Below are 12770 nucleotides of genomic sequence, written 5' to 3' on the forward strand. Positions count from 1 at the left end.
ATGCGCCTCGGCGTGGTCACGTGCGTGGTGCTGACCTGTGCGCTTGTGTCAGGGTGCAGCGCCCTCGCCCCTCTGACTGAGCCGCAGCCAACCCCGACGGTTTCACGTGAAACCCCGAAGGGTGCCCAGACACAGCCGGCATGGGCTGTTCCAGTGACGAGATCTGGCAAGAAGCTCGGGCACTTTGGTGATGACCGTATTCGCATCGAGGTCGACCAAGCGGGTATAGCGAAATCCCCGGCAGACTCTGTCATGGTGGATCCGCAGGATGGCACTCCGGTAGTGCGCAAGGGATCTCCCATCGTGCTGGTGCGCTACGTCGTGACGAATGTGTCAACGGCGCCCCTCAACCTAGGTTTGGGAACGGTGACAATTTCCGCGCGCTACCCGGACTGGAGTTGGCGTCAGCCGCTGGTGTCGGTGCCGGCTCCGGAGGCTGATGCCACACACAAGGTGGTGACGACTCCCTTTGCCCCCGGAAATGCCCGGCCGCCGTATGTGTTGGGGCCCGGGGAGTCATTCATGGTGGGGGCGAATTATCCCTACGAGACGGCTGAACAACTCGATGTGACGGCCAAAATCGTGGTGTGCGACTCGGCAGGGGCCGTGGATCCGGGGTTGGGATGGACCCTCACCGGTCAGGTGCATTTGACGTGAGACGACGCTCCCGGGAGTGCTGAGTGTGACGGTTCTGTCGGGTGTCGAAGATCCGTGGCAGAGCCTCAGCGAGGAGAGTGGACGAATCCTCGAGGAGCCCGGAAAAACGAATGACACATTTGATCCGGACGCCTTGTGCTGAGTCCACTTGGTGAGAATGTCATTGGGGCGATCATCTCGTGGTGGGCGGTGCGTTGTGCACAGGACTGTCCACAGTAGCTGTGGACAACTGTGGATAACGTTCGTGGGTGATGTGATCTGGAACACCCCCAAAAAAGTTGTCCACAGATGTGCTGTGTGTCTCTTGAGGGGGATCGAGGCGCGCCCATAACTTCACGGCCATGTCCGCGACGACTCCTGCACACATAGCGACGCCGGTACCCCGGCTACGTCGCTCGCCCCGTCTCATCGCCATCGGCGTGCTCTGCGCTTGCCTGGGCGGCCTGGGCGGAGCATTTGCCTGGCACAGCGCGTCCCACACAGACCAGGTCCTCGTCATGACGCGGGCAGTGGGGCAGGGCGAGATCGTCCGCAATACCGATGTCGGTCTGACATCCGTGGCCGTCGACAGGGCGGTGACGACCATCCCGGCATCTCAGCTTGACGAGATAGTCGGCCGCCATGCCCTCGTCGATCTCTCAGCCGGTCAGCTGCTCGGATCCCACTCAGTCGGCGCGCTTCGGGTGGCACCGGGGCGTTCTCGAATTGGGCTGAAGCTGGCTGCCGGACGATTACCCACCGTCTCCCTTCCCGCGGGAGCGCGCGTGACCTTGGTGGAAACCAGCTCTGACAAGGCATCCGAGACCGCATCCCAACTCTCGACCTTCGACGCCGTCGTTGTCGCAGCCCCCAAAGGCACCAACGATCATGGGGGCTGGCTGGTCGACGTCGAGGTGGATTCCGGCAATGCGGCCCGGCTCGCTGACCTGGCCTCGTTGGACCGCATTGCCCTGGTCGAGAGGGGACGATGATGGCGATGCTCCTGCTCGTCAGCCCTGGGGGAGCCCCAGGGCTGACGACGACCGCTCTTGGTTTGGCGTTGAGCTGGCCACGCGACGTCATCCTCATCGATGCTGACCCGTGCCCAGGCCGCGCCATCGAATCAGGATTTCTCGCTGGTCGCATTCCACCGCGGGCCGGGCTGATTGGATTGGCCGCAGCCTGTCGTGACGGTGCTGATCCAGTGCAGGCGATGTGGGAGGAGATCATCCCGCTTCCTCACGATGACGACAACAAGATGGTCGGGCTCATCAGCGGTTACGGGCACCTTGGGCAGGCTTCTCTCATGGGTGCTGCGTGGCCAGGCCTTGTCAGCGCCATGATCGATCTCGGTCGGGCTGGGGTTGACGTCATTGTCGACGGTGGGCGGTTGGGTCCGGAAACCTTACCCGAGAGCCTCATTTCTCGCTCCTCACTCATCGGGATCGTGACGGGATCGCGGCTGCGGCAGCTTGCCGGGCTGTCCATGCGATCCAAGGAGGTCGAGGCCATCTCCTCGGCCACCACCGGAACTGTGGGACTCGTCGTCGTGGGCCCTGGACATCCCTACGGCTCGCGCGAGATCGGACGCCAATTTGGCCTGCCAGTGTTGGGAGAAGTGACTCGTGACGTTCAGGCTGCGGCCGTTCTGTCCGATGGTGATCCAACGGGAAGGAAATGGGCTCGTGGACGGTATGCCACGAGTCTGCGAACCCTGGCTGATGCGATGGAACTCAAGCTCAGTCGCTCCAACGAGACCATCAACGGGCCGCGGGCCGCGACGTCATTGGCCGTGGGGGTGGCGCCATGACGATCAACGAGACCGCTCCGGCGGTGTGCCGATACGCCGATGACACCCCGGCCGGCACCATCGAGAGCAGAGAGGACCTCGCTGGTCTGCTGTCTCGGATGTCCCCATCGGTTACTCCGTCTCCAGCTGCGGCTCCTGGACCCACGCCGAGGCGACTTGAGACGACCGACATTGACTGGAGCACAGTCGTCGCGCTGCGTCGCAAGGCGTCGGAGCGTATCTCCTCGGAACGTGCATCGCATCGAGAGCGCAATGGAATTGATCTCAGCGGCGATGACGTGAGGATGCTCGGCCGGTCGGTTGTGCGTCAGGTGGTTGAATCCCATGCCGAGAAACTGACAGCCGAGGGTCAGGCGTTGTGGAGCACGTCCACCAAGGAGGCCTACGCCAGCGCCGTCGTGGATGCGATCTTCGGGTACGGACGGTTGCAACCGCTCTTCGAGATCCCGGATGCCGAGAACATCGAGATCAACGGCAGTGACCGGGTCTTCATCCAGTACGGGGACGGACGACGTGAACCGGGCCCGCCGGTTGCCGACAGTGATGACGAACTGGTGGAGGCGATCCGCTTCCTGGGGGAGTCCGCAAACCCTCCGCGACCCTTTGACGACGCCCATCCCACCATGACGGTGGCTCTCGGCTCGGAGTACCGCCTGCACGCCATCGGGTTCGGGCTGTCCTACCGACCGTCGGTCGTCATCCGTCACCACACTCTGACGAGGGTGACGATCGACGACCTCGTTGCCAGCGGGATGATGCCCCATCACGTAGGTGTGTTGTTGCGAGCGGGCGTCTTGGCTCGACGATCCATCGTCATTGCAGGAGACCAGGGAGCCGGCAAGACGACCCTGTTGCGCGCCCTCGTCGACGCGATCCCGCCCACTGAGCGGTTCGGAACCCTCGAAACCGATTACGAGTTGCTGACCCACCTCAACCCGGATCGCGACAACATGGTCGCCCTGCAGGCCACCGTCGGGCTGGGGGAGAAGGTGGATGGTCGATCCCTCGGTGAGTTCACGGTTGCTGATCTCATCCCGGAGGCGTTGCGTCAGAACCTGTCGCGCCTGGTCGTCGGCGAGGTGCGTGGCGTCGAGGCAGCTGCCATGTTCGAGGCGATGCAGGCCGGGGCTGGAACCATGAGCACCACCCACTCCCATTCCGCGACCTCGACCATGGACCGTTTGGCTGGACGAGTTGCCATGGGCGGCGTCATGACGATCGACGAGGCCTATCGCCAGATCGCTCACAACATCACCTTCCTCGTCCACGTCACCCTGGTCGATGACACCTGGCGAGGAGGGACCCGGACCCGTCATGTCACGGAAATCCGGCAATTAACCGGGGCACTGGAAAACGGCCGTCCCATCACCCATCTCACCTATGCCGCGCCGACATCCACGAGCCCCGGTGTCTTCCACCCCGATCCTGCCCTTGTCGCCGAACTCTCCCATTACGAGCCGGAGGTGACGAGATGGGCATGAGCACACCGGTCGCGGCATTGCTGGGGGTTCTCCTGGTCGGAGGACTAACGATGATCGTCATCGGGTCAGCCTCCATCCACCAGTTGTCCACAGGGCAATCCACAAGTTTGTGGACAACGGTGGACAACTGGTTCTCCCGATTGCCCCGCCGCAGTCGCGTGCATGGTCTGACTGGTCTGGGTGTCGGTGCCGTCGGTTACCTGGTGACCGGTTGGGCGGTCCTGATTCTCATCGTGCCGATCCTGGCTGTCGTCGTCCCTGCCTTGCTGGCCGATCCGCCCCGGCGCGACCTCGACGTCATGCGCGCCCTGGAACGGTGGGTGCGCCTGGTCAGCGGTTCCGCGTCGACGGGTAAGTCCGTCATCGACGCCATCCGAGCGACGCGGCGTCAGGCCCCGGCGCTCCTAGTGGAACCGCTTACTCGCATGGTGGCGCGGCTAGATTCACGATGGGACACCCGAACTGCCCTCCAAGGCCTTGCTGACGACCTCGACAGCGCGGACGCCGACCAGGTCATTGCCGCGATCATGATGGCTTCAGAACGAGGGGGAACAGGGGCCACCAGCACCCTCGATGCACTGGCGGCATCCCTCCAGGAGCGGATTCGGGCAGCCCGAGGAGTCCAGGCCGAGCGTGCCAAACCGCGAGTGGTCGTCCGCCAGGTCAGCATCATCATCGCCGTCGTGTTGGCTGGTGCTCTTGCTCTGGGACGAGAATACCTAGCCCCCTACCGTACCGGCGTCGGCCAGGTGTTGCTGTGTTGCTACGCCGGGTTGTACCTCGTCGGGCTCGTCGCTCTGTCGCAACGCAGCAAGCCTCGACGCCGCGCCCGGATCCTGTTGAGGCGGGAGGCCGATCATGACTGAGTCCACGCTTGCCCTCGCCGCCATCTGTGGGGCTCTGCTGGCATCCGCACCCATCTTCGTCATCGCTGGAAGGCGCGGTGCTCCCCTGAGGCTGATCGACGCGCTGGCAGGGTTGTCCGCGCCTATCCGGCAGGACGCCGTCGTCGATCCAGCCTCCGAGGATGGACGGCTGGAGAGATGGGGAGCACGCGCTGCGGCACGGTGGCCACGTCTCATCAGTGAGAAGTCTCGTCGAACCCTCGCGCTGCAGGGCCGGACTCCCGGTGACTTGGTCGCCGAGAAGGCTGTCATGGCGGTGGGCGGAATGACGATGCCCGTCCTCGCCCGAGTCGTGACAGCGATATGGGGTGACGCCCTCCCGGTGACTCCTGTCGGACTGGCGGTTGTGCTTGCCATTCTTGGATGGTTCATTCCTGACACCCGGATCAGGTCACGATCCAAGGCAGTCCGTCAGGATGCTGCCGAAGCGGTGCTGGTCTACATCGACCTCGTCACATTGGCGAGGTTGGCAAATCAGTCGGCGCCCCGAGCCCTCGTCGAGGCCGCACAGATGAGTGATCACCCTGTCCTGGCCCGGATTCGCACCACGCTGGAGCGTTCCCGATTGGAGCAGCAGTCGCCGTGGGCTGGCCTGGAGAGTCTGTCCGAGGAACTGGGACTCCCCGAGCTCGCTGAGCTCGTCGAGGTACTTCGCCTCGACGATCAGGGAGCCTCTCTGGCCGGAACTCTGCGAGCACGCGTCAACGAAATGAGGGATGCCCATCTCAGCCGGGAAAAGATCGAGGCTCAGACGACCTCCGAATCCTTGACGATCTGGATGGTCATTCCGGTTCTCGTCCTGGGGTTGGTGCTCATCACTCCGCCGCTTCTGATCATGGCTGGGGTGGCGTCATGACCATGCCTCGCACCCTCGACACCCCAACCTGCAACGGGGCCAGTGACGTCACCGGAAAGGCCGGTGCGAATGACCAAGGAGGTCGCCATGAAACATGTCAACACCGTCGCGTCCCTTGTCCTGCCGATGATGGCGGGCATCCCGCCGGTCGTCGAGAAGCACGACGAGAGGGGACTCAGCCAATCAACCGAGAACGCCATCCTGCTGGTGGGGGCCGTGTCCATCGCAACGGTGGTCGTCACCGTGATCAAGGGGTACGTGACGTCGAACCTGCCGAAGTGAGGTCAAGGCAGGCGTCTCGACGAGGCCGGGAGCGTGGGGTTTCCGAATCTCTCCAGTGGTCGCTGGTGTGGCCGGTGGTCCTGCTCGTGGTGGTCGGGGTCGTCCAGACCTCGGTGGTGCTGCAGGCTCGGGCCACAGCCACCGAGGCGGCCCGGGCGGCAGTCAGGGTACAAGCCTTGCGTGGTTCCCATGCTGGTGATGCCGAAGCCGTCGCTCGGGACGTGGCCCAGACCTCCAAACTGGCCAATGTCACGGTACGGGTGTCGACCACTGGCTCCCTGGTACGCGTTGATCTCGAGGGCAAGGCAGCGACCCTGTTTGGTGCTGTCATCCCCGTCGAAGGTCACGCCGTTGCCGTTGAGGAGGGGACATGACTCGGCATAGTCAATTTCGGGGATATCAGCGTGGTGCAGTCGCCGTCGAGGCTGCGCTCATCCTGCCCAGTCTCCTCATGATCGCCGCAATGACGACAGGGGGTTGGCGGCTGTCCGAGGTACGGGCCGATGCCCAGTCGGCTGCCGAGGTAGCCGCTCGCGCGGGATCGGTCGCCTCGACGGTTGGTGAAGGCCATGCGGTAGGCCAGCGAGTCGCCATGACCGAACTTGCCGGAAGCAGGTGCAGCGATCCTGCGATCAGCATCGACTCATCGGCCCTTGCCCTGCCAGTGGGGTCCACGGGAGTCACCTCCGCCCGGGTGAGGTGCACTGTCAGGCTCTCCGACCTTCTCGTTCCGGGAATGCCGGGCGCCCTCCACGTCGAGTCGACGGCACATTCCACCGTCGACAGTCATCGGGAGCGACACGTATGAATGACGCATCTCTCCGCGCCCGAATGCGCGGTCTCGCGGCCTTCGTGGCCCTCATCATCCTTGTCCTCGGTTCCCCAGCTGCCCTGGTGGCATGGGGACGTCTCGACGCCACCACCTTGTTGCGTCCGTCAGGCTGGCTCACCCCTGATGACGGGACGATCCTTCTTGGAATTGCCACCGTCGTCGGCTGGCTGGCGTGGGCGGTCTTCACGGTCTGTGTGGTCTCGGAGATCGTCGGACTGGCGACCAGTCAGCGTCGCCACATCAAGCTTCCAGGGCTGGGCACAGTTCAGAGCATCGCTGCCGGACTACTCGTGGCGAGCCTGACAGTCCTGTCCCCTCTGACGCGCTCGGCCGCTCCTCCCACCCCGGCGCCGATCGTGGCGACGGCTGCCGCGACGCCGCAGCCTGCAGACGAGGTGCAGGCGAGTGCTGAGGTTGAGCCTGCCCCTGACGAGGATGTCATGACGGTCACCGTCGGCCCCCATGACGACCTGTGGGCGATAGCTGAAACCTGGTACGGAGACGGCACCTCATGGCGACGTATCGCGGCCGCCAATCCCGGGATCGACGTCGACCACCTGGCCGTCGGTCAGGAACTCGCTCTTCCCGGGGCCACCATGACCATCCCCAATGGGCATACCGGTGCTGGCCATCCCCTCGACGCGGACCAGCTCGATCGGCTCACCCCGTCCGTTGACGACCATGACGTCCGAACTGTCACCGTTCAGGAAGGGGACACCCTCAGCGGGCTCGCACGCACCTGGCTCGGTGATGCCGAAGCCTGGCCGTCCCTCTGGCATCTCAATGCGGGAATCGTCACGGACCCTGACCACATCGAGCCCGGCTGGGAGCTCGTCGTGCCTGCCCCGGAATCTGAACAGGCCGCGTCGACGTCAGTGGCCGACATGGACGAAGCTGCCATGACCGAGCCGGAGAAGGCTCTCCCCGGCCACGACGACGAGGCGTCCGGTGCAGATATCGCTCAGAGCGCGCTGCAGCCAGATGCGCCTCCCTCAGATGTCCCGACTCCTCGACCCGAGGAAGCGGTGGCTGCCGCCGGGGTAGGTCAGGACCCTGCCGAGATCCTCCGTACCGGGTTGGCGGGCTTGAGCCTGTTCCTGGCCGGTGGGGTGGCCGGCACAATCGCTGCTCGACGGCGGCAGCAGCTCTTCACCCGCCCGCTGGGCCGACGAATTCCTACCGTGTCGGGACCGCCGCGTCGCGCCAAGAGAATGCTCGACACCGCGGCCGATCACGGGGACGAAGCAACGTCACGCGGTGACGACGCCGTCAGTACGGACCCTGTCAGTGCCGACACCCTGACGCCCACGACCGTCGTCCTGGGAACCACTGACCCGCACACCCCAGTCGTGCTGGACCTCGCCGATACCGGCGGTCTCCTGGGTATTGACGCCACTGCCGAGTTGGCCTCCGCGGTGGTGGCATCGATCAGTCTGTCCCTTGTCGCGGCGCCATGGTCCGGCGGAATCGACATCGTCGCCGTCGGTGACGACCTCGCGTGGTTGTCACGGGCCGGAAGTGACGATGTGCAGTGTGCTGACGCCGAGGAAATCGTCGAGGGGCTGGCAGATCATCCTGACGGTCCCAGTAGTCAGCACCCATCGATCACCAGGGTCGTGTTGTCCTCTCAGCCCCTCGACCTTCCGAACCCGTCATCCGTGGTCGAGGCGGGAATCGTCGTCGTCATGCCAAGCACATGTGGCCGGAGGGTCATCGTCACCGGCCCCGATCATGCCGAGCTGGACGGTCAGGCTTTCACACCCCAGATCGTCACCGCACCGATGCGCCGTGCCGTCGTCGAGCTGCTCGAAACCACTGCTCGAACTGATACCGAGCCTGCCCCCTGGTGGGAGCCACGGCGAGGGGAGGAGACGTCCAGCCCTCCGACGATGGTGGCCAAGACCTGCGCAGTACTGCCGCCCAGTGATGCCCATACGACCGTCGAGGAGGAACACGTGCTCACGCCAACTGCACTGAGTGATGTCGCTCAGTTGCCCGTCCCCGTCGGCGCAGTATCCTCTCCTGTCCTGCGCCTCCTTGGCCCGGTCGACCTCGTGGGAGCTCGCGGGAATCCGCCGACCAAGGCTCGGCGGCAATGCCTTGAGTACTGCGCCTGGTTGCTGTGCCATCCTGGCGCGCGATCGGTGCAGATGGCTGACGCCCTCATGGTTGCCGAGCCGACCCGACGGTCCAACGTCTCCCGACTGCGGCGATGGCTGGGCGCCGATGATAACGGTCGGGCCTACCTGCCCGAAGGGTATGACGGTTCCCTGCGTCTGGCAGATGTCGTCAGTAGCGACTGGGAACGGCTTGAACTGCTTGTCGCGGGAGGGGTCTCGACGGCCCCGCTGGCCAATCTCGTCTCGGCCATGGACCTCGTTCGTGGTGCCCCGTTGGCTGACGCCGCTCCCGGTCAGTGGCACTGGGCCGAGGAATGGCGCATCGACATGATTCAGATGATCCGTGACATCGGGGTCGAGGTGGCCCGTCGAGCCATGGAGAACCGCGACTTTGAGCTGGCATCCAGGGCCTTGGCGCGTGCCACCGTCGCCTGCCCTGAGGACGAAGTACTGTTGGTGGCGCGCATCAAACTCGCTGACGAACTCGACGATCGTGGCGAGGTTGAACGGTTGGTCTACGTGCTGTCGCGGCAGGCTCGCCGTCTTGGCGTCGACCTGTCGGAGGAGACGATTTCGGTCCTCCAGGAGGTGATGGAAGGCCACGTGCGGGCCCGGGTGGTGTGAGCGTCACTCCTCAACTGCCGGTGGGAAGACCTCCCATGGCGCTGCCCTTGTCGAAGACATCGTCACCCTGTGCGCGGGTGGCCAGGATGAAGATTCCGGCCACCACGAGGTAGGAGAGTGCCAGACCAATCATGTGCGGGCCAGACAGTCCGTGCACCGGAAGCACGAGGGCCGCCAGGGCGGAGCCTCCCACGAACAATGCGTTGTAGACCATGTCGTAGGCGATGAAGACTCGGCCCTTGTAACCATCAGAAACATGGGCCTGACAGATGGTGTCGACCCCGGCTTTCAGGGACTGGGCGAAAAGGCCGATGAGGAAGCCGGCGACCAGCAGACCCCAGCGGTTCGGGATGGCCCCTGGGAAGGCCTGAATGACGGCGGTGCCGACCAGCAGGCTGATGAGGGCTTTCCTCATGCCCAGCCCGTGTACCAGCATCGGCATGAATCCGGCCGACAGCACGAAGCCAGCCCCCATCGCCATCGCCCAGATCGTCATGTCAGCCATGGCCCCGTTGATGTCGGACTGCACGTGGAAACGGTTGCGATAACCCAGGATCATGGCCACCGAATAGACGCCGAAGAGTGCTCGCTGGGCGCCGATGAGAGTGAGGGAATTGCCCACCAGGGGCACCTTTCCCAGGTAACGGAAACCGTCGACGACATCCTCGGCGACAGCACGCAGCGTTTGGGAGCGGTCCAGCAGTGGTGGCCCGAGTTCTCGGCGCGAGAACTGAAGACCAAGTGCCACAGAAATCGCGAAGAGTACCGCAGAGATGCAGAAGATGATCGTGTCGGCATGGTGAACCGGCATGTAGTGTCCAGCAATCATTCGAACGGCGGCCGCGACGACGGCACCAATCATGAGTCCCAGGGGGCCAATCGTCGGCATGATCGAGGAAGCCGTCAGGTAGTCGCGTTTGTCGATGGTGTACTCCAGCCCCGCCACCAACGCCGTGAGAAGGAAGCGGTTGAGGCTCATTGCGATGAGCAATCCGACGAGCAGGGCCAGGTGAGAGGGTCTGTCGCGTGCGCCGTCCCAGACCAGGATCCCCAGCCCGATCGCGATGAGGCAGCGCAGGCCGTCGGTGTAGACGAGGATTCGCTGACGTGACCAACGGTCGAGAACGACAGAGATGAAGGGCCCGATGATGCTGAACGGCAACAAGGTGATGGCCAGCACCATCGTGATCGACCACGCGTCAGGCTGCTGCTCGGGAGAGAGCAGCACGTGGGAGGCCATTCCCACCTGCAGGGTGCCGTCGGCCGCCTGTGTCGCTACGCGGACTCCGAGAATCCTTCGAAAATCGTGGCGTCGCCACAGGTGGCGCAGGTTCTGCCAGAACACATGGTCTCCTTCGGGGCCGGCCTGCCTCGATCCTAGAGGGTTGTGGGAAGGGGATCCTGGGCGGATCCGTCGCTGGTTGCGCGCGCATGGCCGGTGGGGGACAGCCTGAAAAGGCCCTTGAACGCCATTTCATGAGGAGTTCAACAACAGGGGTGTGGACTTGGGAAGGTAGAGCGGCTAGCTTCTAACCACCCGTATCGGTCGGCGTTGGATCGACGTCGGGGCTGTGCTCACCGCATGCGCAGCTGCCCCACGGATGACTGATCGTTCTGCCCGAAACTATATATATCGTTCATGTAGCATAATTAATGCCCTGCAATGCAATGCGGCGTTGGGCTGACAATGAAGGAGTTGCCATGGCTGAACTCAAGAAGGGCCTAGGATTCTTCCAGCTCCTTGCCCTCGGGGTGGCCGGATTGATCGGCTCGAGTTGGATTTACACGAACTCGAAATTTTTCGACAAGTACGGTGCTGGAGGCATGATTTTCGGCATGCTCCTCGGAGGCTTGCTGGCATCCTGTGTGGCTCTGGCTTATAGCGAGCTGACAACGCTGTTTCCCAGAGCTGGGGGCGAAGTCGTCTATTCCTACGTCGGCCTCGGTAGAAGGGCATCCTTTGCCACTGGTTGGCTCCTCACTGGCGCTTATCTTTCATCCACTGCTTTTTATGTGACAGCTTTTGGGTATCTTTTGGAAAAGATTTGGCCGAATTTGGGATCCGTGTCCCTGTATTCAGTCAACAGGGAGTCAGTCGATATGACTGTATTGATAATCGGCGTCGTCCTGACCCTGATCATTGCGGCAATGAACTGGTTCGGAGTGAGCCTTTCCGGTCAGATCCAGACCGTTCTCTTCGTCGCTATGGTCGTCATCGGACTCGCCCTGGTCGTCACGGCGCTCGTCACTGGCAGCCCCAGCAACTTCATCCCGCCCTACCGGGCCGACGCCAATGCCCTCGGCGACACCCTCCGCTTCGTCGTGCCCGGTATGACCTACATGGCAGGCTTCGGGCTGGTGGCAGCACTGGCCGAGGACGCCGACATCCCTGCCCGCAAGATCGGTCGCATCACCGTCCTCACCGTCCTGACGGCCACCTTGTTCTACTGCTTGGTGCTGGCCTCCTCGGCCTGGATCCTTCCCTGGCAGGACGTCGCCAAGATGCACCTGGGCACCATCGATGCCTACACCACTGCCGGCTTCCCGATCCTCGGCTGGGGAGCCTGGATCATTGCCATCTGTGGTCTGTTGACGAGTTTCCTCGGTCTGTTCATGGCGATCTCCCGCATCGTCGTCGCGATGGCGAGGGCCAGGCTCCTCCCGGAGGGCCTCGCCGCAGTGGACGAGGAGAGTGGCGCCCCCCGCAGGGCCATTCTGCTCACCACTGTCATGACCTTGCTGCTGGGAGCCCTAGGCCCGGGCGCCATGCTGTGGTTCCTCGACACCGGTGGCATCTACCTCGGACTGGTGTGGATCATCGTCGTCATCACCCTGTCCACCCTTCCGAAGAAGTACCCCCACCTGCGCTCCAAGTACCATGCCGGATGGCTGCCATGGGTGGGAGCTGTCGGCGCCCTCGTCACGGTCGTCATGGCGATCTGGCCGGGAACGAACACCTCGCTGGTGTGGCCTGGTGAGTACCTCGTCCTGCTCGTCTGGGCCGTCATCGGTTTCATCCTGTGGCGGCTGGCCAAGCCCATGGGGGAGGACGAGGCCCTCGGCAGCTTGCTCGGTTCCTACGCCGATGACCTCAAGGAAAACCTGGGTGAGGTGGAGCAGACCCGGGCCAGGAGCTGACGATTCGTCGAGCGCTCCTGGCTCATGACGTCGCGCTCATGGGGCGGGAGACGGCGTGGTTGCAATGTTGCTGTCCGTAAAGGTGT

The 12770-nt window shown here is 63.7% G+C and carries 12 protein-coding genes; 11 read left to right on the forward strand and 1 reads right to left on the reverse strand.

Annotated elements, in window-relative coordinates; translation table 11 throughout:
- The 10 genes from AC6I1W_RS02940 (at position 1) to AC6I1W_RS02985 (ending at position 9546) form a co-directional block, all read left to right on the forward strand.
- Positions 1 to 657, forward strand: coding sequence for a hypothetical protein (locus AC6I1W_RS02940; RefSeq protein ID WP_065672934.1), 657 nt, complete (start codon positions 1 to 3; stop codon positions 655 to 657).
- Positions 658 to 1154: 497 nt separating this feature from the next.
- On the forward strand, positions 1155 to 1628 hold the full coding sequence (locus tag AC6I1W_RS02945) for an SAF domain-containing protein (protein WP_016666627.1): 474 nt from the start codon (positions 1155 to 1157) through the stop codon (positions 1626 to 1628).
- Positions 1628 to 2446 (forward strand): hypothetical protein, encoded by an 819-nt coding sequence (locus AC6I1W_RS02950; protein ID WP_065673063.1) that lies wholly within the window; start codon positions 1628 to 1630, stop codon positions 2444 to 2446. The genes AC6I1W_RS02945 and AC6I1W_RS02950 overlap by 1 nt, the downstream gene beginning before the upstream one ends.
- A gap of 284 nt (positions 2447 to 2730) precedes the next feature.
- A complete protein-coding gene (locus AC6I1W_RS02955; RefSeq protein WP_171048518.1) occupies positions 2731 to 3927 on the forward strand; it encodes a TadA family conjugal transfer-associated ATPase in 1197 nt (398 codons plus the stop codon).
- Positions 3918 to 4793 carry a type II secretion system F family protein gene (locus AC6I1W_RS02960; protein ID WP_065672936.1) on the forward strand — a complete coding sequence of 292 codons (876 nt, stop codon included), beginning with the start codon at positions 3918 to 3920 and terminating at the stop codon, positions 4791 to 4793. Before AC6I1W_RS02955 ends, AC6I1W_RS02960 begins: the two co-directional genes overlap by 10 nt.
- Entirely contained in the window at positions 4786 to 5688 is a 903-nt protein-coding gene (locus AC6I1W_RS02965) for a type II secretion system F family protein (protein WP_016666631.1), read from the forward strand. Before AC6I1W_RS02960 ends, AC6I1W_RS02965 begins: the two co-directional genes overlap by 8 nt.
- A 69-nt stretch (positions 5689 to 5757) precedes the next feature.
- Entirely contained in the window at positions 5758 to 5970 is a 213-nt protein-coding gene (locus AC6I1W_RS02970; protein ID WP_021108142.1) for a hypothetical protein, read from the forward strand.
- 65 nt (positions 5971 to 6035) lie between these two features.
- A complete protein-coding gene (locus tag AC6I1W_RS02975; protein ID WP_023033254.1) occupies positions 6036 to 6344 on the forward strand; it encodes a TadE/TadG family type IV pilus assembly protein in 309 nt (102 codons plus the stop codon).
- Positions 6341 to 6778, forward strand: a complete 438-nt coding sequence (locus tag AC6I1W_RS02980; RefSeq protein WP_117188296.1) for a TadE/TadG family type IV pilus assembly protein — start codon at positions 6341 to 6343, stop codon at positions 6776 to 6778. Before AC6I1W_RS02975 ends, AC6I1W_RS02980 begins: the two co-directional genes overlap by 4 nt.
- On the forward strand, positions 6775 to 9546 hold the full coding sequence (locus AC6I1W_RS02985) for a LysM peptidoglycan-binding domain-containing protein (RefSeq protein WP_284950506.1): 2772 nt from the start codon (positions 6775 to 6777) through the stop codon (positions 9544 to 9546). Before AC6I1W_RS02980 ends, AC6I1W_RS02985 begins: the two co-directional genes overlap by 4 nt.
- Before the next feature lie 10 nt (positions 9547 to 9556).
- Here the strand turns inward: AC6I1W_RS02985 and AC6I1W_RS02990 are convergent, their stop codons facing one another.
- Complete coding sequence (locus AC6I1W_RS02990; protein WP_117188292.1) at positions 9557 to 10891, reverse strand: MFS transporter; 1335 nt, start codon at positions 10889 to 10891, stop codon at positions 9557 to 9559.
- A 356-nt stretch (positions 10892 to 11247) separates the two neighbouring features.
- Here AC6I1W_RS02990 and AC6I1W_RS02995 point away from each other — a divergent pair, with 356 nt between their 5' ends.
- Complete coding sequence (locus AC6I1W_RS02995; RefSeq protein WP_065672940.1) at positions 11248 to 12684, forward strand: APC family permease; 1437 nt, start codon at positions 11248 to 11250, stop codon at positions 12682 to 12684.
- Positions 12685 to 12770: the final 86 nt, after the last annotated feature.

It is taken from the genome of Cutibacterium sp. KB22876, from assembly GCF_059728865.1.